18 protein-coding genes are annotated in these 23,495 nt (G+C 63.3%); 9 read left to right on the forward strand and 9 right to left on the reverse strand.

The annotated features are described in order from the left end of the window. Nucleotides 1–106: 106 nt before the first annotated feature. The gene (locus tag AWB65_RS08055; protein WP_087666656.1) at nt 107–910 is read right to left on the reverse strand and encodes a zinc metalloprotease; all 804 of its coding nucleotides are present in this window, start codon (nt 908–910) and stop codon (nt 107–109) included. After that, nucleotides 903–1,514: an ankyrin repeat domain-containing protein gene (locus AWB65_RS08060; RefSeq protein ID WP_087666657.1), complete on the reverse strand. Its 612-nt coding sequence runs from the start codon at nt 1,512–1,514 to the stop codon at nt 903–905. Before AWB65_RS08060 ends, AWB65_RS08055 begins: the two co-directional genes overlap by 8 nt. A gap of 1,008 nt (nt 1,515–2,522) precedes the next feature. Between AWB65_RS08060 and AWB65_RS08065 the strand changes: the two genes are divergently transcribed. From AWB65_RS08065 to AWB65_RS08110, 9 genes are all read left to right on the forward strand, one after another. Beyond that, complete coding sequence (locus AWB65_RS08065) at nt 2,523–5,666, forward strand: PAS domain S-box protein (protein ID WP_159907556.1); 3,144 nt, start codon at nt 2,523–2,525, stop codon at nt 5,664–5,666. After that, entirely contained in the window at nt 5,663–7,438 is a 1,776-nt protein-coding gene (locus tag AWB65_RS08070; protein ID WP_087666659.1) for a sigma-54-dependent Fis family transcriptional regulator, read from the forward strand. Before AWB65_RS08065 ends, AWB65_RS08070 begins: the two co-directional genes overlap by 4 nt. 235 nt (nt 7,439–7,673) lie before the next feature. Further along, nucleotides 7,674–8,090, forward strand: a complete 417-nt coding sequence (locus AWB65_RS08075) for a COG4315 family predicted lipoprotein (RefSeq protein WP_087666660.1) — start codon at nt 7,674–7,676, stop codon at nt 8,088–8,090. A gap of 11 nt (nt 8,091–8,101) precedes the next feature. Then, complete coding sequence (locus tag AWB65_RS08080) at nt 8,102–8,764, forward strand: hypothetical protein (protein WP_087666661.1); 663 nt, start codon at nt 8,102–8,104, stop codon at nt 8,762–8,764. 630 nt (nt 8,765–9,394) lie between these two features. Next, entirely contained in the window at nt 9,395–11,275 is a 1,881-nt protein-coding gene (locus AWB65_RS08090) for an eCIS core domain-containing protein (RefSeq protein ID WP_087666662.1), read from the forward strand. A gap of 80 nt (nt 11,276–11,355) precedes the next feature. Then, entirely contained in the window at nt 11,356–11,754 is a 399-nt protein-coding gene (locus AWB65_RS08095) for a hypothetical protein (protein WP_125474083.1), read from the forward strand. Between the two features lie 257 nt (nt 11,755–12,011). Beyond that, nucleotides 12,012–13,388, forward strand: a complete 1,377-nt coding sequence (locus AWB65_RS08100) for a tetratricopeptide repeat-containing protein (RefSeq protein ID WP_087666664.1) — start codon at nt 12,012–12,014, stop codon at nt 13,386–13,388. 381 nt (nt 13,389–13,769) lie between these two features. After that, nucleotides 13,770–15,068, forward strand: coding sequence for an FxsC protein (fsxC, locus tag AWB65_RS08105; protein WP_087666665.1), 1,299 nt, complete (start codon nt 13,770–13,772; stop codon nt 15,066–15,068). A gap of 4 nt (nt 15,069–15,072) precedes the next feature. Then, nucleotides 15,073–17,493, forward strand: coding sequence for a tyrosine-protein kinase family protein (locus tag AWB65_RS08110; RefSeq protein WP_087666666.1), 2,421 nt, complete (start codon nt 15,073–15,075; stop codon nt 17,491–17,493). A 13-nt stretch (nt 17,494–17,506) separates the two neighbouring features. Here AWB65_RS08110 and AWB65_RS08115 read toward each other — a convergent pair whose 3' ends face one another. Genes AWB65_RS08115 through AWB65_RS08145 form a run of 7 tightly spaced genes read right to left on the reverse strand, consistent with a single transcriptional unit; the run spans nt 17,507 to nt 23,339 of the window. After that, nucleotides 17,507–17,896 (reverse strand): DUF4280 domain-containing protein, encoded by a 390-nt coding sequence (locus AWB65_RS08115; protein WP_087666667.1) that lies wholly within the window; start codon nt 17,894–17,896, stop codon nt 17,507–17,509. Between the two features lie 46 nt (nt 17,897–17,942). Continuing rightward, nucleotides 17,943–19,262 carry a serine/threonine protein kinase gene (locus tag AWB65_RS08120; protein WP_087666668.1) on the reverse strand — a complete coding sequence of 440 codons (1,320 nt, stop codon included), beginning with the start codon at nt 19,260–19,262 and terminating at the stop codon, nt 17,943–17,945. A 3-nt stretch (nt 19,263–19,265) separates the two neighbouring features. Then, nucleotides 19,266–20,420, reverse strand: coding sequence for a S41 family peptidase (locus tag AWB65_RS08125; protein ID WP_125474084.1), 1,155 nt, complete (start codon nt 20,418–20,420; stop codon nt 19,266–19,268). Between the two features lie 4 nt (nt 20,421–20,424). Continuing rightward, nucleotides 20,425–20,877: a hypothetical protein gene (locus AWB65_RS08130; protein WP_125474085.1), complete on the reverse strand. Its 453-nt coding sequence runs from the start codon at nt 20,875–20,877 to the stop codon at nt 20,425–20,427. 52 nt (nt 20,878–20,929) lie between these two features. Beyond that, nucleotides 20,930–21,547, reverse strand: a complete 618-nt coding sequence (locus tag AWB65_RS08135) for a hypothetical protein (RefSeq protein ID WP_087666671.1) — start codon at nt 21,545–21,547, stop codon at nt 20,930–20,932. Between the two features lie 48 nt (nt 21,548–21,595). After that, entirely contained in the window at nt 21,596–22,567 is a 972-nt protein-coding gene (locus AWB65_RS08140; RefSeq protein WP_235007546.1) for a serine/threonine-protein kinase, read from the reverse strand. Nucleotides 22,568–22,577: 10 nt separating this feature from the next. Further along, entirely contained in the window at nt 22,578–23,339 is a 762-nt protein-coding gene (locus tag AWB65_RS08145; protein WP_125474086.1) for an FHA domain-containing protein, read from the reverse strand. Nucleotides 23,340–23,495 lie beyond the last annotated feature (156 nt).

Consider the following 23,495-nt stretch of genomic DNA (forward strand, 5'->3'; position numbering starts at 1 on the left):
GCGGTGTGACAGGGTCGCGAACATCCCCGGTGACCACACCGATGACCTCTCGCCGACGTGCGGGAGATCGCAGCCGATGCACCGGCGAGCCGCTCGAAACTGTCGCTCAGAATTTCAAAGCATTTGCGCCCGAATAAGTCATATAGAAGCCCTCTCGCTCTTTTACCCATTCGCGCTTCGGCCAGCAAATAACTACAATAATTGGAGTAAGTATGCAAAACAGGATAGATAAACTCATCGAGAATAGGCCATTATTTTCGAGCAGGACGCGCGCACCGGAATAGGCGAATAAAAGGAATGAGAAAAGAATTAAAAAAAAGCATTTCAATGGCATGCTATCTACGCGGATACGGAAATACAACTCAACGATCGTACGCGAAAAGAAGTGCCATGCGGCGATCGACAACAAGACGCAGCCTACGACAAAAATAAGCCACTGCGATATGCCCCATGCAAACTCTATGTGCCCGATATCGCCATGCCGGCTAATCGACCGAAGCGCGGCGTAGCTTATCAACTCCGACAAATTCGAAACGTTGACCCAGAAAACAAAATAGAACAAATAAGGTTTGTTTTTTATTGAATTTAAACGCATCAAGTATAAAGACAAAAAATAAAGGAACAGAGTCGCTATAAGGGGCCCCGCGAACGCTATCATTCCCATTGCAAATTTGTCGCCTAATATATATATCAGAAAATAATTGACATGCTCATCGATTCCATCAACAAACAGTACGTTTTGCCAACTTAATCTACCGTAATCAATATCGAACGGATTCAATTTGTATCCGAAAAACCATGCGGTTATCGCGTGAGCATACTCGTGCGGGAAAACTGAGACCCAAAGTGATAGAATAAAAAAAAGTGGCGTCAATGTAATAAAAATCACGGGCTTTCTCGAATTATCCATTTGCGCCTCCCTTATCGCAATTGAGTTGCTCCAGTTTTTTATTGCTGCTTATAATCCGTGATGTTTCCAGGGCTCCACGCCATTGTTCTGCCGTTTGGCGCGCAGTCAGATTATTTTTGTCTCTACTGCACGGGTCTGCTCCGTATGACAGCAATAGGATAATGGTATCCTGGTTATTCGACCCCGCAGCGGCCATCAGTGGCGTAATGCCATCATGAGTGGCTCGATTTACCTGGGCGCCGTGCTCGTGCAAATTTTTAACAATCTCATTATTACCCACCGTTGCAGAAATAATTAACGCTGTTATACCGCTGCCATTCGCTGAATTTGCATCTGCCCCATGTTTCAGCAAATACGACACCACTTCAGGGTGTTCGTTAATTATTGCATAAGACAAAGCATCCAAGCCCCTTCCATCCTTTGCGCTGATATCGGCACCGTGCTGAACCAATTGTTGAATATTAGATATTTCACCTTTCTCGGAAGCTAACGAAAGCGCGGTTTTCTCCGGGGTCTTCACGCATGCGGACAATGCAATTAAAATAGGTACTAAAAACAAAATGATGGATCGTGTGTGTATTATCTGCCTAGATAAAAGTATCATGAATTTTACCTTTCTTGACGGAGAAATTTAGCCAGAGCGTCCGAAAGCGCTGTCTCACCGCGCAAATTAAAGAATAGGAATATCCGGTGAAATTTGTAAACGTTCTCTAATTTGACATCGTTATTTGTTTCCCAGCTTTGCGCTTCAACTTCGTGGGCGCTATGCGGATCGTCGGCGGCACCAGTGTGACTGCCGGCAAGCGGCAGGCCGGAGAAGTTGCAAAGAAGTTGCACTAAGCACCACCAGCGACAGAACAGTGAATTGAAGTACAGGTACTCGTTTTCTTTCCGCTAGCTGAGCGACCGGAGTGACGCACTCGACTCGTCTGCGTCATCCGCTACGAAAATGGCTGGCGGCTTGTCGGGAAAGCGGAGCAACGCAATCATCGGTGAATGTGCGACGATGTCCATCGTGTTGAGCAGTGGCGTGCTCCACAGGTATGTCTGCGTGCTCTCCCGTGCTGCGCAACAAAAGTCTTACCACTGTCTGGCGCCAATAGTGTAGATCAGCGAAAGATTATCGCCGGCGCAGCCGGCTTTCAAGGCGGGCCGCCGCGCGCGCCTTTACAACACGGACCCGAAGCCATCTTCCTTGCTGAACTGGTGAGACGAGCGATTGGAGACCTAGGAGCAGCAGGAGGCCGGCGTGGACGTCCGTCCGCTGAGCCTTCAAAGCAGCCGCTGAGGTCACGAAGCCCCGAAAAGCAGTTCAGGGTCGATCTGAGACGCTCGGCATTCGCTGGGACAAACAAGATAAAACGAATCCGCGAACCGCTTCCGCTGCGCGAAATCATTCGACGAAAAGCCTACGATTCGCCCGACCAAGCACGAATCTGCCAACCACCCGATGTAGTACCCACGTGCTACGTTTCCTCAAGCAGCTTTCAAACCGATACGCGCCTGTCAACCGTATTTCAGCGGTGTAAAGTAAACCGGCACCGGCCGCACGCGAAGGACGCAAGCACCCGCCGACTCTAGTGCCCCATCCAAAGCCTCAGGAATGACGACGGTGACGATCCCAGGGCCTCTCTCCGCGCTGCGGTCCCGACGCGAACACCTGCTCGAACGGCAAGCTGCGCTCGCCGCGCTCACCCGCATCGACGTCTATCAAAACGAGAATCTCGAACAAACGCTCCACTACATTATGGAGACGGCCGCGCAGTTGATGTGTGTCGAGCGCGTGAGTCTCTGGCGTTACACGCAGACGCGTTGCGCGATCCACTGCCTCGATCTTTACGAATCGAGCCTCGATCGGCACAGCTCCGGCGCGCAACTACAGGCCGAGCTCTACCCCGACTACTTCCGCGCACTTGCCACCAGCGACGCCATCGTCGCCGACGATGCCCACGCCGATCCGCGCACGCACGAATTCTCGAGCACCTACCTCACGCCGCTCGGCGTCACGGCCATGCTCGATACCCCGGTCTACCTTCACGGCCAGATCGACGGTGTGCTCTGTCACGAGCAGGTCGGCCCGCCCACGCCGTGGACGCCGGAAGACCGCCTCTTCGGCATTGCGCTCGCGAACCTGATTGCGCTCGCAGTCGAACGCGACGAACGCCGTCGCGCCGAGGAGGCGCTGCGCGAAAGCGAACAGCGGCTCGCCACGCTGGTCGCCTACGCGCCGGATGCGATCCTGGTCTTCGATGCCGACGCGGACCGCTACATCGAAGCGAACGATCAGGCCGCGCGTCTCTTTGGCCGTGCTCGCGACGCGCTCTTGCAGATCGATCCGCTGGAACTGAGCCCCGAGCGTCAACCGGACGGCCGCATTTCGAGCGAGGTGCGGCAAGAGATGATCGATCGCGCGCTCGAAGGCGAGACGCCCGTCTTCGAATGGCTGCATCAGAACGCATCGGGCGCGCTGGTTCCGTGCGAGATCCGTCTCGTGCGCCTGCCTCACGCGAGCCGCCGGCTGATACGCGGCAGCGTCATCGATATCGGCGAGCGCATGCGCACCGAGCAGGCACTGCGCGCGAGCGAACAGCGCCTCTCGACGATGCTCGCCTTTTCGCCCGACGCCATCACGCTGCTCGACGTCGATACGCTGCGCTTCGTCGAAGTGAACGAACAGGCCGCGCGCCTTTACGGCCGTGATCGCGACGCGCTCCTGCGTATCGGACCGGTCGAGCTGAGCCCCGCGCGTCAGCCCGACGGTCGCCTGTCGAACGAGGCGGCGCGCGAGAAGGTGGAGGAAGCGCTAGATGGCGGCGTGCCGGTGTTCGAGTGGTGGCATGCGGACCCATCGGGCACACTCTTTCCCTGCGAGGTCAGGCTAGTGCGGCTGCCCGATGCGACGCGACGGCTCGTGCGCGGCAGCGTCATCGACATCAGTGAGAGAAAGCTTGCCGAAGCGGCCCGCCGCGAGAGCGAGGCGCGGCTGCGCGGCATCCTCGATGCGTCGATGGACTGCATCATCAGCATCGATCGCGACGGCTGCATCATCGAATTCAATCCGGCTTCCGAGCGGACCTTCGGGTATCGGCGGGAGGACGTCATCGGCCGGGAACTCGCCGGGCTCGTCATCCCGCCGGAATTGCGCGACGCGCATCGCCAAGGCCTCAAGCGCTATCTCGCAACCGGCGAAGGGCCGCTGCTCGGCAAGCGCATCGAGGTGCCGGCGCTGCGCGCGGATGGCACGGAATTTCCGGTGGAGATCTCCGTCACACCGGTTTCCGGCGGCGCGAGTTTCGTGACGGCCACAGTGCGCGACATCACCGAGCGCAAGCGCGCGCAGGCGGAACTGCGCGCGGCGAAGGACGCTGCGGAAGCTGCCAACCGCGCCAAATCCGAGTTCCTCGCCAACATGAGCCACGAGCTGCGCACGCCGCTCAACAGCGTGCTCGGCTACGCGCAACTGCTGCGTCGCGAAGCCGAACTCAATGAACGGCAGTGCAAGGCGCTGACCGTCGTCGAGCAATCGGGCGAGCATCTGCTGGGACTCATCGATGAAATCCTCGACATGGCGAAGATCGAGGCCGGCACGCTCGATGTCGTCGCCGACAATTTCGATCTGCAACGCCTCCTCGCAAGCATCGCCTCGATGATGAAAAGCCGCGCGCAGGCCAAGGGACTTTCGTTCACGCAGGCGCAGTGGTCGGACATTCCGCGCGTGATTCGCGGCGACGAGCGCCGGCTGCGGCAGGTGCTCATGAATCTCCTCGACAACGCGATCAAGTACACGCAGCAAGGCGGGGTCGTCCTGAAGACGGGGCTGAACGACGGGCGCCTGTGCTTTCTCGTCGAGGACACGGGCATCGGCATCCGGCCCGAGCATTTGTCGGAGATATTCGAGGTGTTTCATCAGGTACGCGACCCGTCGACGGTCATCGACGGCACGGGGCTCGGCCTTGCGATCAGCAAGCGGCTCGTGCACCTGATGGGTGGCGCGCTCCAGGTATCGAGCACGCCTCGCGAAGGCAGCCGCTTCTGGTTCGAACTGGACGTGCCGCCGGTCGAGACGCAGCCGCCGATCGCCGTGAGCCGCATCGCGACCGGCATCGCGGGCGAGCGGCGGCGCGTGCTGGTCGTCGATGACGAAGCCGATGGCCGGAGCCTGCTGCGCGATCTGCTCGTGCCGCTCGGCTTCGAAGTGTACGAGGCCGCCGACGGCGAAGCCGCCATCGACGAGGCCCTGCGTCTCCTGCCCGATGCGATCCTGATGGACATGCGCATGCCACGGCTCGACGGACTCGCGGCGACCCGGCGCATCCGCGCGTTGCCGGAGCTGTCGGGCATGGTGATCGTCGCGATTTCGGCGAGCGCGTTCGAGCACAATCGCGCGCGCTGCATCGAATCGGGTGCGGACGAGTTCGTCCCCAAGCCGTTTCGACAGGAAAGGCTGATCGAGCTGCTGTGTGCGCGTCTCGGTCTGACCGTGCTGTATTCCGCAAGCGGCAGCAACGCTGACGACGAGCCGGATGGCGAAGTCGTGATCGACGCGCCGCCGTCGGAAGATCTGCAACGTCTGCTTGATCTCGCCTCGCGCGGCGACGTCAGGCAGTTGCTGCACGAGGCGAACGAGCTGGCCCGTCGCGATCGTGCGCACGCGCCGTTCGCCGGGCGCATTTGCGAGCTCGGCGAGGCGTATCGCATGAAGGAACTGCGGCGGTGGCTCAGGAGCTTCACGAACGGGCAAGGCAGCGACCCATGAACCGCCCGCTGATCCTCGTTGTCGAGGACATTCCGGCCAACCTGTCGATCCTGCTCGATCTGCTGAGCGCCAACGGTTTCTCGGTCTCGGTCGCGGAGGACGGCGAGAGCGCGCTCGAGGAGATCGAATACGCGACGCCCGACCTGATCCTGCTCGACGTGATGATGCCTGGCCTCGACGGCTTCGCGACCTGCGCGCGTCTCAAGTCGAATCCTGCGACGCGCGACATTCCCGTGATCTTCATGAGCGCGCTCACCGATACCGTCGACAAGGTGAAGGGCCTCGAACTCGGCGCCGTCGACTACATCACCAAGCCGTTTCAGCACGAAGAAGTGCTCGCGCGTGTCGGCACGCACCTCGAAATCAAGCGGCTCGCGGCGCGGCTTGGAGAGAGCGAGCAGCGGCTCACGAGCATCATCGATTCAGCAATGGACGCGATCATCGCGCTCGACGAAGCGGGCCACGTCACGCTCTTCAATCGCGCGGCGGAGCGTGTGTTCCGATGCGCGGCGAGCGAAGCCATCGGCAAGACGTGCAACCGTTTTCTTTCGGAGCCGCTCTGCCGGATGCTCGGCGACTTCATGCGGGAAGAATGCCCGCAAGCGCCTCTGTGGGTGCCCGAAGGCTTCAGCGCCGTGCGTGCCGACGGCGAATCGTTCGCGATCGAAGCGACGTTGTCATGGGCCGAAGCGAGAGGACAGGGCATCTATACGCTCATCCTGCGCGATATCGAGGAACGCAGGAAAGCGGAGGCCGAAGTCGGCCAGTTGCGCGGACTGAACCGGTGTTTGCAGGAAGAGTTGCGCGAAGCAAAGGCGGGCGAAGACCTGATCGGTCCCGAAGGATTGCGGTCCGTGCTGGAGCAGGTGCGCCTCGTCGCCCGCACCGATGCATCGGTGCTCGTGAGCGGCGAGACGGGCACGGGCAAGGAACTGATCGCTCAGGCAATCCACCGCATGAGTCCGCGCGCGGGGCGGCAGTTCGTCAAGCTCAATTGCGCTGCCCTGCCGGCCAACCTCATCGAGAGTGAATTGTTCGGGCACGAGAAGGGAGCGTTTACCGGCGCGCTGGCTCGCAAGGCGGGGCGTTTCGAACTGGCCGATGGCGGCACGTTGTTCCTCGACGAGATCGGCGAACTGGCTATCGACCTTCAGGCGAAACTGCTGCGCGTGCTGCAGGACGGCGAATTTGAACGGCTCGGCGGCACGCGCACGCAGAAGGCCGATGTGCGCATCGTCGCGGCGACCAACCGGAGCCTCGCCGACGAAGCCGCCGCGGGCCGCTTTCGTGCCGACCTCTACTACCGGCTCAACGTATTCCCCGTCGCGCTGCCGCCGCTGCGCGAGCGTCGTGCGGATATTGCGCCGCTCGCCGCGCACTTCGTGCGGCGTTTCGCGGCGAAGTATGGCAAGCACATCGACGCGATATCGGAACGGCAACTGGCCGTGCTCGAAGGCTACCGGTGGCCGGGCAATGTGCGCGAGCTTCAGCATGTGGTCGAGCGCGCAGTCATCCTGACGCAGGGATCGCAACTCGCGCTCGGCGACTGGTTCAGGGACGACACCCCGCCGTCCAGTCCAGCGCCATCAGGACGCGCTGACGAGCCTGCCGCGACGCTCGAAGAGGCGGAGCGGCTCCATATCCTCAAGGTGCTCGACGAGACGGGCTGGCGCGTGAGCGGCAAGGCGGGCGCCGCCGAGCGGCTCGGCCTCAAGCCGACGACGCTCGAATCGCGCATGAAGCGCCTCGCGATCACGCGTAAAACTCATTGACGGTCCCGAGATTTCGGGAATCTCACGAAATCCGCTGCGAAAGCAGGGGCGGAAGAGGCATCGGAAGGCATCGCTTCGCAACGTCGCGGAGCCTTTCCCAGCAAGCCTCACAGCATTAAACGCCGCTCTCGTGAAGCACTTGGCACGTCTCTCGCATTAATAAGCGCTCGCAATACGCGCCGTTAGTCGAGGTGCCCATTGCGTCCATCGTGAATCCGAAACGAGAGAGTGCGTGATGAGCAAATCAATGTGCGTCGGTGCGGCAGTCGCAGGCTTGAGCCTGATCGGCGCGGTCCCCGACTCCGACATCCTGTCGGCAATCAACGGCATGACCGTCTACATCTACGATAAAGACGCCGCCGCGAGCCCTACCGGCCCGTGCCACGGCACCTGCACGGCGGTCTGGCCGCGTGTCCCGGCGAGCGCGATGCCGCAGGGCGAGGGGATCGGCGCCATCGTCCACGAGGACGGCGTGACGCAGGCGGCGTACGAGGGGCATCCCGTCCACTACTACGCGGGCGACCGGAAGCCCGGCGACGCGAACGGCGACGAGATCGGCAGCATCTGGCACGCGATCCGGCCTGCCGCGCGCGCGAATCCCGCGATGTATGCGCCGGTGACGACAGCCGCATCCGGCTTCGACGACTTCTGACGGAATTACCCATGTCGACGATGAAGTGGATGACGATCGATGAGATGAACACAGGCGTGCCGCTGCCCGGCGGTTATCGGCTTCAGTTGCTCGGTCGCGCGGAGATCGGCGACGTGATCGATTCGGTCGCGGCGTGGTATCCGGACATCAGCGTCGGCGGCGCGAGCTGTCACCTGCGTGACGATTATCTGGCGACGCGCGTGTCGCTCGCGGCCGAGGAGGAGAAGGACGTGCTTGTCGTGCTGATCAAACGGGGAGACGCGCTCGCGGGCCTCTTCTCGTGCGAGCGCGACCGCGACACGCTTGCGCTGTATGCGCGCCTTGCCGTGATCGCGCCGCATCATCGCGGCGCGCGTCTGGGACACGCCTGCATCGTGCTCGCTGAGTGCCTCGCGCGGCATATGGGCATGGGGATGATCTACGGCATGGCCACGCTCAAGATTCCCCATGTGCAGATTGCGTTCGAGGCGCTCGGCTGGCGGCTCATCGGCATCGCGCCGGGATTCGATCGCGAGATGGTGGCGCCGGGCGTGGTGAAGCGCGTGTACGAGGCGGTTTACGCGAAGGTGCTGGTCGCGCAAGCGGATCTGCTGCAGCCGCATACGCGCAACCTGACGCCGTGCACGAGGCGGTTTTTTTGCGCGCTGTTTCCGGATCAGGCGTTGTCGTGTTGAGGCGGCTGACTACCACGGCAACCTCCCAAATCGCTCACGCAACGCGCGGCACTCGGCATGGGACACACGTCTAAGCGGTGTTGTCACGTTATCCACGCTGGTGCAGGATGCGAAGCGGCCGGTCGGTTCCGCTGAGCGCGTGACCGGTGTCGTGGGCGCGATATCTTCGGCGTCCAACAAGGAGAGCAGCAACATCCAGCAAGTGAACCTCGCCGTCACACAGATGGACGAGGTCACTCAGCCAAACGCGGCACGCGTCGAACAGGCATAGGCAGCGGCAGCGGCAGCGGCTGCGCTCGCGGAAGAGGAAGAGTCCCTGCGGGAAGCGGTGGCGATCTTCAGGCTGCGCGGCAACGATCGCGCCGATATCGATCGGGCGATGCGATTGGCGTAGTTGGCGGCATAAGTAGTCTGGAAAAGGGGGGCTGGGCCAACTATCCTTGAACCATGCGAGAAAGTGGAAACCGCAAGCGCATCGACGGCCCGCAGTTCAACTCATGCAGGAACCTCAACTCTCGGATGAGCGAAAAAAGCGCGCTATCAGTTGTTGCGCGGGCTGGCCACGGGCGAATGCTGTCCTTTCGCGTGTGAGGCAGCAGTGATTTCGATCAGGTTTGGAGAGGGGCGATCATGCGAGCACGTCGGGACTATCACCTGGAGGGGCACACCCCGATAGCGAAATCACGTCAGGCCGTTCCGGCGAATGCGACTGTCGCCTCGCGAGGACCTGCGCATCAAATCCTGCAACTGCAACGCGCCCTTGGAAACCATAAGGTCGGTCAGCTCCTGCAGTCTCAAGGATTCGCGCAACGACAGTGGCCTGCCGGTGTCGAATCCCTGCGTGAGACCGCCGACTCAAACGCGATCTCACGGGCTGCGTTCGAGCAGGCGACAAGTCGGCCGCCCGGCGAGTTGCCCTACCGTTCTACGCTCGAACGGTCGTTCGGCACGAGCTTTGGCGGAGTGCAGGCGCACCTCGGTACCGATGAAGCGAAGAGCGGCCTTCGCCTGCTAGGCGCTCAGGCGGCGGCGAGCGGAGAGCGGATCGCGTTTCGCGACGCCAGCCCGTCGCTCGGTCTGGTCGCGCATGAAGCCGCGCATGTCGTTCAGCAGCGCGCCGCGGGCGGCCCTGTTCAACTCAAGGCGTTGAATCTCGGTGCGGCTTCCGGTGACGCCGAGGCACGTGCCGACGCGGCTGCGGCAGCCGTGGTTGCCGGTTTCGACGCGCCACACGTCGGCACGGCCCCGCATGCCATCTATCGGGCGCTGGAGACTCGCGGCGGCACCTGGAGCACGCCGACCTATTCCGCAGCCGCGGCGGGTACGGGCGTCACGGGAGATCCGGTGGGTTGCCAGATCAAGCTGCACTTCACTCCAAACGAACTCGTCGAGGCGCCAGCAGGTGGCATTGGGATCACGCAAAGCGTGAAGAGCATGAAGGCGTCGACGGCCCACGGCGCCAACGACACCTTCGCGCCGCCAAGCGATCCCGGCAAGGCGATGGTCACGCTGCCCGCGGGAAGTGCGGACCCCGGTCGTGGCATGGACCGCAACATTTACCCGCCCGATCCGGCTGGGCCTGGTGGCGCTCGTGCCGTGCCTAACACCAACCCGATGTACGGCGTCTACAATCCGGCGGGTGGCGTCGCGACTTCGCTGAATGCGCAGACACCGTCGGTCGGTGCGACAAAGTTCGGTGCGCACGTCCGAAAGGCGGACGGCAAGCTCGATGCGGCGGTGGACGCAGTGCTCGAAGATTCTCCTTCGCGCCGGCTGGAGTTCGATAAACAGACTTTCGAGCAGACCTTCGAATCGACCGCGCTGATCATGTCCGGGCCGCTCGCCAACTCGTATCTTGGCTCGGTGCGGTGGGGCTATCGCTCTGACGAGCACGCCGTATCGAACCTTGTACCGTTGGCCATCGTTGAACAGGGGACCCCATCGGCCGCGTTCAATGCAGCGGCGCAAAAGTGGAACAGCGCAGTCTTGCCCGACCGCGCCAATCCCGGAACGACCTACGATACCGTCGACCTCCCGATCGACAATCAGCGCCGCCCAAGCGAAATGCCGACGATCGAGCTTTTGACGAAGCTGACGCAGATCGACGCCGAGATCGCCGCCGCTGCTGGCCCAGCCAGGATGCAGAAGGAACTGGAGAAGCGGGGGCTCGAGAACGAGGCGCGCACCCGCCATATGCGTATTTCGGTGAAGGTCAACGCAACAGAGGACTGGATAGGTTCCGACGAGACGTACTGCCGCGTCATCGGGCCACACGGTACGGTCACGACGCCGGTGCACGACCTCAAGAAGGGGCAATCATTCGTGTTCGACATTGCGCTGGGTGCGGCCCTGCCCGGGACCGGTGCGTTGACCATTCAGGTGTTCGACCAGGACTGGCCGGACAGCGACGACCTGCTGGTTTCGATGACCATGCCGGCGCCGTTCGCGCCCGTCACCAACACAGCGACGATGGACGGCGCCAACTATAACGTCACCGCGTCCTTTGCGTAATGAAGCCATCGAAGCTCATGGCAGTCGCGTTCGTCGCGCTGCTTTCGCAGGGACACGCCGAGTCTGGAAAGGAAGGACTTATGCCCGCCATGCAAATGACAGCCTCCGCGAAGGGTGCTCACCTGTCCATCACCTGGAAGAACACGGGCAGCACACCGCTTCGGGTCGCGACGCACGTCTTCGCCGGCGAGAAACACTTCGACTGGCTGACCGTCACGCTGACCGGCCGCGACGGCCGTGCGCGCAAGCTGAGTTTCACGGACAATCGCGACGAGTCGGCCCCTGTCGTCATCGATCTCGTGCCCGGCGCCATTACCGGCGAGACGATCGATCTGGACGCGTGGGCCTCGCGCGCGGCCAATGGCGCCAGGCCGCTTGCCACTGGCCGCTACCAGGCCACGATCGTGTACGACACCACCCATGAGACCTCCGTGTGGGCGGGGCACCTCGAGGCTGCGGCAACAGTGGATGTTCCATAAGACACTGCACTGTTGCCCGCTGATCCGGTCTCATTCAACCGGCCCGTAGTGAGACGGCGAACACAGTCCGCACCGATCCACGAAACACACGAGCTCGGCATTGAAAACCGCCGCGCAGCCAGCTACTCTTTTCGACAGTGCGGCCGCGCGGAAAAGTCGCCTGTCGCCCGGCGGATTTCACCGGGCCGGTCGCGGAGTTCGACCGTGAGAGGATTGCATCGACTTCTTCCGATGGTTCGACATCCGGAGGTCATGACATGAACGCTGGCAATAGCGCACAACCTTTCTGCTTCATGGTGATGCCCTTCGGCAGAAAGCAGACCCAGGCCGAGCCTGGTAAGGGCCCCGAAGAAGTCGACTTCAATTCGCTATGGGACAAGGCGTTCTTCCCGCTGCTCGCCGAACTCGGCTATCGGCCGATACGCGCCGATCAGGAAACGGGCGCACTCATCATCAACCAGATGTTCCAGCGTCTTTACTTTTCCGACCTGGTGCTCGTGGATCTCTCCGTGCCGAACGGCAACGTCTACTACGAAATGGGCGTGCGCCATTCCGTCAAGGAAAAGGAATGCGTGCTGCTGGCGGCGGACTGGTCGAGGCAACTGTTCGACGTCGCGCAGATGCGCACGCTTCGCTATCCGCTGCCGCGCGGCGACGTCGACGACGCAATGGGACAAGCGATCCGCGACGCGCTGCGTCCGTCGATTGCGAAGATGCGGGCGACGCGATCGCCGGTGCACGAGCTATTGCAAGGTTACCCCGGCAAAGTGCACGAATCCTGCGCGACCGGCGTGCGCGACCAGATCGACGCACTCGAGGCCTTCCAGGCGGACATGCGTATGCTGCGTTCGCTGCCGGTTTCGCTGCGACGCGGGAAAGTCGCGGAAATACGCGAGAAATATGGGTCGCAGGTCGGCATTCCGACGATAGCCACCGGATTGCTCCGTCTGATCATCAGTTGCGTCCAAACGGACGGGCACTGGCAAGAGGTCCTCACTTACATCGATGAACTCGATCCCGAGCTTGCGAAAGAGCCGTTCGTTCGAGAGCAACGCGCGCTGGCGCTGGGGAAGCTGAATCAACCGATGGAGGCAATCGCGGAACTCAAGCAACTCGTTGCGAACGACGGCGCCACCTCCGAGCGGGAAGGTCTGCTGGGCGGGCGCTACAAGGAGCTCATGCGCGCCGCCTTCGACGCAGGGAAAACCACGGAGGGCATCCATTTTCGCAATCTGTCGATCCAGCATTACGAGCGAGGCATGCAACTCGACCTGAACGATTTCTTCCCATCGTCGAATCTGGCGCGGCTGTACCGGGCGCGCAACGGCAAGGGCGACGAGTCGCGGGCCGAAACGGCGCTGCACGTGACGAGCGCCGCGTGTCAGCGCGCACTGTCCCGCGGAACCGAGAAGCAGTGGGTGCGCCCGACGCTACTCGGCGTAGCGTTCGACATTCCCGACGCCGACATGGCCGAGGAACTGCTTGAACTCGTGGAGACGGAAGGGGCCGACACTTGGCAATTCACGAGCAGCTTGCAAAGTATTACCGAGAGCGTGCCGCACGTTAAGGATGACGCGGTCAGAGCACGCCTCGCGCTGGTCCTTGATCGACTGAGAGTGCTCGCGGGCCAGTGAGCACGGTGTTGCCTGTGTGCGACGCACCACACTCGTGCGCACCTTACTTTGCATGGCGCGATGCGCGTCGTCTATCTTCCTCTTACCAATGCCGGGCATGAAGTTCGTCCAACGAACCTGTGTATGCACCCGCCGCGCCGCGCGAACGGCGAGTCGCTGACCGCGAGCGATCGTCCTGACCGGCCGCCCAGCAGGCTCCCACGGCGCTGAAGAACCCGGCTGGAAACAATGAACCGTGCGATGTCCTGACACGCGTGGGGTCCCGCCGTCCAGATCGCCTATTCTTTAAGTGAATCGAGCATACGATCCGCACGAACATCGAGGCGCGCCGTCCGCCTCGACTACCGCACCGGAAAAATTGCCGCGAAGGGAACGAGGATCATGGTGTACCAATTCTTCTTCAGCTACACGCGCAACAACACCGACATCTATCTCAAGGGTTTCTTCAAGGACCTGAGCAATGCCGTGCGCGACAAGCTCGGACTCGGGCCGCAGGACGCCGTCGGCTTCTTCGACCAGCGGGAACTCGAACTGGGCGAAGCATGGGATCAGAGCATCGTCGCCGCGTTGCAGAGCACGAAGGTGTTCATCGCAGTCATGTCGCCCGCCTATCTGAAAAGCGAGTACTGCGGCAAGGAGTGGGCACTCTTCGAGCAGCGGATTCGCGCGTCGTTTCCGCAAGGCGCCGCGCCGCCGCCCGTGCTCAAGCCGCTCATCTGGATTCCGTTCGACGCGGCCGCCCCGCTGGAATCCGTAGGCACCTACCAGTACACGCTCGGCGACCCGGGTGAGGTTCACAATCAGAGCGGCCTCAAGTACATGTTCAAGCAACGGTCGAAATACCGGCCTCATCTCATCGCGCTGATCGAATCGCTCGCCCAGCAAATCGTCGATGCCCAGCGCTATGACCTGCCCGCGTTGCCGGCAGTCCCGGCCCTCGCGGATACGCGCTCCGCGTTCGCACCACTCGAAGCATCGGTCGACGAAGCGGGCACCTCCGGCGGCGGGACCGTCACGCGCCTGACTTCCCCGATCCCGCCGACGCTTCTGAACCTGAGCCCGACGCACGTCCGTTTCGTGTATGTCGCCGCCGACCCCGCCCAGTTCGGCAACGCGCGGCGCAGCGAGCCCTACATCGCCCGTGGCGGCGCGGACTGGAAGCCGTACTATCCGGCCAGCATGACGCGCGTCCATCGCGCGGTGCAATTCGTGGCGTCGGCGGACGACCTCGATCTGACGAGCGAATCGCTGCCGTTCAGCAGCAGCCTCCTCGACGACATCGAAGACGCCTGCACGCGCCGCGAGATCGTGATCCTGATCGTCGACGGCTGGAGTCTTTACTGGGGCGCGCACTACCGGGACATTCTCATGCGCCTCGACCAGCGTCTCGACTATCACTGGTGCGTGCTCGTGCCCTGGAACGAGGACGATCCAGATTCGATGCGTATATGCGACGAGATCCGCGCGACGCTCGGCCAGACGTTCGACCGGCACGCAAACCTGTCCAACAATCCGCTCTTCTACCAGGCGAGCATCACCTCCGAGGAGCAGTTGAAGAAGGTGCTGCGCGAAAAGCTGACGCGGCTGAAGGAGGAAATCCGAAAGCGCGCGGACGTGCGGATGCCGGTGCCCGCCGGACCGGGCAAGGCGATCATCAGCGGTCCGTCGGCGGGAGGCTGAGGCCATGGAAGCGAATCGTCCGGCGGGCCGCATCCTGACGTTCTACTCGTACAAGGGCGGCACCGGGCGGTCGATGTGTCTTGCCAACGTCGCGTGGCTGCTCGCGAGCAGCGGCAAGCGCGTGCTAGTCATCGACTGGGATCTCGAAGCGCCCGGGCTGCATCGGTATTTCCAGCCTTTTCTTCTTGACGAAGAACTTGCCTCGTCCGAAGGGCTCATGGACATGGTGGAGCGCTATGCGAGCCACGCGATTCAGCGCGCGGACGACGCATCGTCCACCGATAGCGACTGGTACCTCAAGTTCGCCGACATCTCGAATTACCTCGTGTCGCTCGACTTCGAGCACTTTCCGCGCGAGGGCAGAATTGACCTGTTGCCGGCCGGACGGCAGACCGACCGCTACGCGGTGCTCGTCAGCTCGTTTAACTGGCAGAACTTTTTCGACCGGCTCGGCGGCGGTGGATTTCTCGAAGCAGTGAAGGCGAACGCCCGCGCGGAATACGACTACATCCTGATCGACAGCCGCACGGGCGTGAGCGACACGGCCGGCATCTGTTCCGTGCAGATGCCCGATTCGCTCGTCGTCTGCCTGACATACAACAACCAGAGCATCAAGGGCGCGGCGGCGGTGGCGCGTTCGGCCATCGCGATGAAGCGCAAGCTGACGGACGAAGCGCTCGCGGCGCGCCGCAGCGAAAAGGCGGATCCGGCCGGCGCGGTCATCGAGGACAGTCCGAGGGAATATCGCGTATTTCCGGTGCCGATGCGTGTCGTGCTCGCGGAAAGCGAGCGCCTCGCGATGCGGCAGGCATTCGCACAGGACGCGTTCAGCGGCATGCTCGGGCATCTGGGCGGCCGCGTCAGCGAGTACTGGAGCCTGGTTGAGATGCCGCACATCAGCTTCTACTCCTACGAAGAGGTGCTTGCCCCGTTCAAGGACATCGCGCACGATCCGAAGTCGCTGCTCGCTGCCTATGTGCGGCTGACGCGCTTCCTGACGGATAACGACGTCACCGACTATGTGCTGCCGCTGTCGCCTGAAGAAAAAAAGCACTATCTGAACGCCTTCGCCGAGACGCCGCTGCGCACCGCGCCAGCGCTCGCTGCATGGGTCGACAGCGAGTCGGAGGAAGATGCGCTCATCCGCGCGGCCAATAGCGCGTTCCAGATGCTCTCCGACGAACACCAGACCATTGCGCGGCGCGTGTTGTTGCGCCTCGTGCGCATCGGGCGCACGGAGGAGGGCGGCGGCTATTACCGGATTCGCGCGAATCTGAACGACTTCACGCATGAGGAGCGTTCGGTCATCGCGCAACTCGCCAAATGGCGTCTTCTGACCGTGGCGACCGACGTCAAGGTGTCGACACAGTCTCTCGCCGGCACGACGCAATCGAACGAACAGGGCGTCGCGATCGCCGACGATCACCTGATCACGAACTGGAAACCGCTCGCTCGCTGGCTCGAAGCGGACCACGACTTCCTGTTCTGGCGGCAGCAATTGCGCAGCTATCTGTTCATTTGGCAACAGAACAATCGCGAAGAAGGCGTGTTGCTCGCCGGACCCCTGCTGCGGGAGGCGGACTACTGGACGGCCGTGCGCCGGGAAGAACTGAGCGACATCGAACTCGAATACGTCGAGGAGAGCAGAAAGCTGGCAAAAGCCATGAGGATGGCCACCGAATTCACCGAGCGCGCGGCGCAGCCGGAGAAGACGGCCACCGGACCTCTGGAAGAATACATGCCGGCCCCTGCCAAGCGGTCCACGGTCAACGTCCCCAGGAAAATGCTGGCGTACTTCCTGGGCACGGCGCTCGCAGTGTCCAGTGTCGCCTTGTGGATGTCGGCGGCCAAACGCCCCGCGCCGCCGGAAATCCTGGTGAAGGTGTCCCCGGAGGCGCCGCCGGCGGCTTCAGGCGCTCCGGCGAGCACCAATTCGTACCAGATAGACGTGCGTCCGGCGCCCACAACCCTGCCGCCTGCCTCTGCCTCCGTCGCTTCGGGCCCTGCGCCTTACACAGGCACCGCGGCTGCCGCGACGGCCGGCGCCCCGGCGTCCGAACTGGCGCAGCATACGAGGCTCGACATCTTCTGGTGCGTTTCGTCCGGTGACGGCGCGCTCGCGCTGGCGCAGCAAATGAAACGCAGCCTGAAAGACGAACTGCCCTTCAAGGAGGTTCGCATCGCTCAATTGCCAGCCAAGAGGAACAGCGATGCGGGATACAACGCGGTCGGCCTGCAGGCGCGCCCCGATGCCGCGTTCGACGATGAACGGACACTGGCGGACGCGCTTCTTTCGACTGGCGCCGCAGGGAGTGTCGCCGCCGCGACCGGCTACCGCTGGTGGACCGTACCGTCGAAGCAGGGCACGAAGGATGTGCTCAGCGTCTTCATCTGTCCGGCGGGCCATTCGGGCAGCGGTTATTGAGCGGCGTTGCACTTCAGGGAACATCGGTCCGAACGGTTGCCGGATTCGCGATGGTGATCACGCCGCCCCACATGCACATGCATTGCGAGAGATTGTCGAGTGCCGGCAGGTTGCCGATCGGGACCGTCACCGCGCCGGGCACCCACGGCGAGACGGTCACGGGGATGCACGGCATCGGCGTGAGGACGCCCAGCGCGGCCGCGGTCGCGCTCGCCACGGCGGGATTTGCGATCGACATGCAAGCACCGAACGAACCGATGTTCACAAGCGACACATGATCCTGAATGTTCGCGGCGGGCGCGCCCTCGGCGTTCACCCGGTTGACGGGCAGTACGGTCAGCGTGGCGGGCGCCATGCCGAACGTGCACTGGAGCATGGCTCCCATCTTCACCTGCTGTGCCATCGTCGGACTCCTGTTGCGCGCTCGCCGTGTGCCGGAAGCGTGCGCATCACTGTGAAACCCAGCCGAGCGGCCCGCAGCGCGCGAGCATCGAGTCACGGGTGGGCAGCTCGCCTTTCGCGGTGAACCGGTTGTAGTCGGACTGGAGAACGGGCCGCACGGCGGCGGTGCTCGGCTCGGGATCGGCCTGTTTCAGCACGCGCCCGAGCGTCCACGAATTGAACTTCGTCATGTGCTGGATCACGCTGCGATATTCCTTCACGCTCGAATCCATCGTGGCGCCGCTCGCGTCGATGCGTTTCGCGAACACATCGGACGTACCGGACAGCCCTTCGGCGTCCGCGATGCGCTTGAGCCGCGTGTTGTTGACGACGTTCTGCTGCTCGCGGCAGAAAAGGTTGAAATCGTGCGAAGTCGTGCGCACGGCATCGTTGATGAGCGGGACGTCGCGGATCATCGACAGGCCGGCATAGATTCCCGCCGCGATGAGCAGGCTCGCCGCCACCATGTAGTACTTCCAGATGCCTCTGCGCTGATACGCCTCGATCGCCTTGATGAACTGCATGCAGCCCTGATAGCGGTCGACCGGACTCTTTTGCAACGCGCGCTTCACCATGTCCGCGACGCGGCGCCTGATCTTAGGATTAGCGGCTCGCGGATCGGGTACCGGGCTCGTCAACTGCTGCGCCTGCACGGTCTGAAACGACGCTCCATGGAACGGCAGCTTGCCCGCGAGCATCTCGAACAGGATCACGCCCGCCGAGTAGACGTCCGACCGATGGTCGATCGCGCCGCTGTCACGCAGTTGCTCGGGGCTCATGTATTCCGGCGTGCCGATAATGTGGCCTTCCGACGTGCGAGCGAGACCCGCCGCCCGCATCGCGATGCCGAAATCGGTCAGGCGCGCGCGGCCTTCGCTGTCCACGAGGACATTCGACGACTTGACATCGCGATGCACGATCGCGCGCTGATGCGCGAAGTTGAGCCCCGCCAGCACGCCGCCGATGATCGACAGCGCCTGCTTCTCGGGCAGTCCGCGGCCGCCTTTGCTATCGACTAGATCGGAGAGGGCCTGCCCGTCGACGTATTCGAGGATCAGGAAATATTCGTCGCCGACGTGGAAGTAGTCGAGCATCCGCACGATGTTCGGGTGATCAAGCTCGGCCTGGTGGCAGGCTTCCTCGTAGAACCGCTGGGTGAAGCTCGGATCGCGGGTGAGTTCGGGCTTGAGTACCTTGACCGCGTACTTGCGGTCCGGGATCTCGATGTTGTGCGCGAGGTAGACCCGTCCCATGCCGCCTTCGCCGAGCTTCTTCTCGATGAAGATATTCGAATGGATGGTCCGGCCGATCAGGCTGTCGTCGCGCATGAATCACTCCGTCGATGGGGTTGCGCTTGCGTAGGCAGCGGTCCCGGCGCCCGCCGCGAGCGCTTTCATGGGCGCGAGGCCGCGGCCGTTGAAGGCGAGACCGCGCGGCGCCGTGAGATAGCCGGTGGTCAGGATCAGCGCGGAGCCGTCGGCGAGCTCGAAGATGTCTTGCCGGCTGCCCTTGCCGGCGCTCTGCGTGCCGATCGATACGCCGCGTTCGTTGCCGGTGAGCGCGGCGATGAACACTTCCGCCGCGCTCGCGGTAGCTTCGTCCTGCCAGAGATAGGGCGTGTGCGGGCGCGGCGTCCGGTCGAGCGTGCTCGAATAGAGACGCGCGCCGTCCCGGCCGCTGACCGTCACGATCGGCAAGCCCTTGTCGAGAAAGAGCATCGCGGTGTCGATCGCGGCGTAGAAATCGCCGCCTCCGCAGCCGCGCAGATCGAACACGACGGGATGCTTCGCGTCCCAGCGCGCGAGTGCGGCTTCGACCTCCGAGCGCGTGCTGGGCGCAAACCGCGCGATCCGGATCACCTGCAGCGAGCCCACCGTATCGAGCGTGAGAGCGGGCGCATCGACGCGAGAGCGCGTCACGCTAACGCGCCGGGTCGCGCCGCTCGCGTCCGCGATCTGCAGCAGCACGGGCGAGCCTTGCGCGCCGGTTGCGAGCGCGGCGAGCACCGGCAGCGGCTTGCCCGCGACGAGCGTGCCGTCGATCGACACGAGCCGCTCGCCCGCCCTGACGCCGGCAAGCTCCGCGGGTCCGCGAGCGTAGGGATAGCAGATCGTCTCGCCGGAGTGACGCCGTTCGAGATCCATGCCGACGCCGCCGTACGATCCTTTCGAGAGTGCGCGATATTTCGCGTATTCGTCGCGGGTCATGAAACCCGAATAAGGGTCCTCCGCGCCGAGATAGTCGGTCAGCATCCGCGCGACGACCTGGCGGGTGTCGGCCGTCGCGAACGCCGCCCGCTGCGTGATGACCGAGAGCGCGTCGGTGTAGAGGCGCAACGCGGCATCGGTGCCGCTGGCAGCGCGGGCGTCGGCTGGCCGGTGCTCGCCGTTGTCATCGACGGGCTGGCTGCATCCGCCAGCAAGGAGCGCTGTCGCGAGCAACGCTGTGGCTGGCCTGATCCTGAGTTTGGACGGGGGACGGGTCACCGGGCTATTTGATCTGCGAGAGAAGTTCCAGCCGCTTCTTGATGTCGGCCTTCAATTGATCGATCTTCTGCTGCTGCTCGGCAGGATTCATCGTCGTATTCTGCGAAAGCGCTGCGAGCGCCGCGCGGTCCTGGGTCAGCTCGGCGTCCAGCTTGCGCTTTCTTGCGCGCTGCGCGTCGTTGTCGGTGGCCGCCTGTTGATTGGCGGCCTGCAGCTTCGCCAGGCGCCGTTCGAGCTCCTTGTTGCTGACCTGCTTTTCGTGCAGTTCGGCACTGACCGTTTGCATCTGCTCCTGGAGCGCCGCCTGCTCCTTCTGGGCTTGCGTGAGCTGCACGGTCTTCTCGTCGATGCGGCCCTGCGTGGCGTTCAACTGCTGGTTCTGCTGAACGAGCGTGCAACCCGCGAGCGCCGGAATCAGCAAGCAAGCGAGCGTGATCGATATGGCTTGTGCTGGCATGGCGGCTTCCATTCCCTGTCATCGTGGGCAGTGTGACGCGCGTTCGCCCGGCCTAGATCCGCTGCCGCTGCGCTGCGAGCGCATTGGTCTCGCGCTCGGTCTCGGCAAGCAGCATCTGCTGACGCTGGATCTCGGAGGCGAGCTCCTGCGACTTCACGGTCTGCTGCGCCTGGAAGCTGCGCATTGAGCTGAGCTGCTTGCGTTGCAGCGTGACGCTGTCGTTGGCCAGCTTGATCTGCGTGTCGAGCGCCTTGCGCTGATCGGCGAGTTTCTGCTGGTCGACCGTCTTCTGCCGCATCTGCGCGACGAGCTGATCGGTATTCTGCGTCGCCGTGCCGACGTCCTTCTTGAGCTGGTCGTTGTACGCGGCGGTATCGCTGTTCACATCCTTGACGTACTTGAGACGCGCGTCGAGATCGTTTTCATGCCCCTCGAGCTCTTTCTCGCGCTTCGCCATCTTGTTGGAATAGGCGTAGCATCCGGCACCGCCGATTACGCCCACACCCGCCGCGATGGCCGCGCATTTTCCCGTGTCACCTCCCGCGAGCTTGCACAGGAGTGCCGCCGCGACCGCGCCGCCCGCGCCGCACTCGAGCGCCGCGTTCTGCTGAGGGGTGGCACAGGCCGTCGTCAACGCGGCGAGAAGGGTGATGAGGACGATCCGGATCATTGCGCGCTCCTGAATTGAAAAAGCACTGGTCCTGCGTAACTGAGACGCTCAACCGCTCATGACGATCATCACGCCCGCGACGACCACTGCCAGCGCGACGACCGCCATCGCGATGCGCGTCGGCGAGCCGAGCGGGCCCGCGCGGGCCGGGCGCGCGGTGTCGTCGGCGCCGGCGGCCAGGCGCCTCGCGAACTCGGCACAACCAGGGATGCGCCGTGCCGGATCTTTTTCCAGCGCGCGCATGACGAGCGCGTTCACGTGCGCCGGGATGCCCGGCGCGCGCTGCTTCGGCGGCACCGGCTTGGCGCTCAGATGCATGGCGAGCACCGCTGCGAGGGCCGCGTCGTCATTCTCGTTGTCCGCGCCGTCGGCCACGAACGGCGCCCGGCCGGTCAGCGCTTCGTACAGCACGCAGCCGACGCTGTACACGTCCGAGCGGTAGTCGATCGTGCCGGTCGCGCGAATCTGTTCGGGGCTCATGTAGGCGCTCGTGCCGACCGAACTGCCCATTTGCGTGAGCCGCTTCTCGCCGACCGCGAGCGCAATGCCGAAATCGGACAGATACGCATGCTGATGCGATTGATCGAGCAGCACGTTCGACGGCTTGACGTCGCGATGCACCATGCCGTGCCGATGCGCGTAGTCGAGCGCACCGAGCACTTCGGTGATGATCGGCAGCGCGGTCGAAACCGGCAGGCGGCGTTGCGGGCTTTTCTCCAGCAGCCCCGCGAGCGAGCCGCCCGAGGCCAGGTCCATGACCATGCACGGCTGGCCCGCGACGCTGAACACCTCGCGAACCTGGACAATGTTCGGGTGACGAAGGCTAGCATGGTGACGGATCTCGCCGATGAAGCGATCGGCGAAGCGCGCCTCGCCCGCGCCCGAATCGGCGATGATCTTGATCGCCACCTGATCGCCGCGCCGCTGGTCCCACGCGCGCCAGACGCTCGCCATGCCCCCCCGGCCGAGCAGGCCGTCGATCACGTAGGCGCCGACGTGTTGTCCGCTGCGAAAGCCCATGATGATCTCGTCACAGCACCCTGGAGCGGTCGCGAGGCGGCGGGTCATCCGGCTCGTCCGGATCGTCCGGATCGTCGCGGCGCGTGTGTGTCACGTGCGCGCCGCCTTCGTCCGCGATGATCTTGCGGAACACCCAGACCGTGTCGCCCGTCTTGATCTTTGCGCCGTCCTTCAGGTCGACGCCGGTGGTCTCGACGAACTCGCCGTCGACGAACGTGCCGTTCGTGCTGCGCAGATCGAACAGTTCGTAGCGGCCCTGGCGGCAGAGGATCGTAGCATGTTCGTTCGACATCGTCGGATCGGATTGCAGCAGCACGTCGCACGGCCGGCCGCCTTCACTCGCGACTTCTCCCTTGCCGATCACGTTGCGTCCTTCGTAGAGTACGAACAGTTCGCCCTGGCGCTCCCAGGTGAAGGTGGCGATCGCCCCGGTGATCTTGCGCCTTGCGACGGGCTGATGCGAGCGCGACGGCGCGCTGCGCTCGTCGCCCGGGTCGATGCGGGTGGCGCCGGAGTCGCGATTCGGCGAGCTGCCGGGAGTGACGGTAGCGTTGCGTGACATGGTCGGATTCCTCGATACGTTGGGCGCCACGGCATCGGGCGAGCTCTTGTCCCTCGACTGGCTTTCCGCCCGGCATACGGGGCATTCGGTCCAGCTCGGGTCCATCGGATGGCCCTTCGGACACGTGGTCTCGGTCTTGCCGTAGCCAGTGGCGGGCCGGGCGCCGCCCCACAGACGACCGATGACGGACTTGATGGTTTTATCGCTCATGAGGCACCGCCTTCGTGGGATGCGCGCAGGGCGCGGTTAGGGGAGCGCCACGGTGGCTTGGCCCTGCTGCGGCATCGCGTGGCGCGTGCTCGCGGCAGCGGGCACGTCCGGCTCGGCGATGCGCGCGGGCGGTCTCGTGCCTGGCCGGCGGCGTGC

Source organism: Caballeronia humi (genome assembly GCF_001544475.1).
Lineage (GTDB): Bacteria > Pseudomonadota > Gammaproteobacteria > Burkholderiales > Burkholderiaceae > Caballeronia > Caballeronia humi.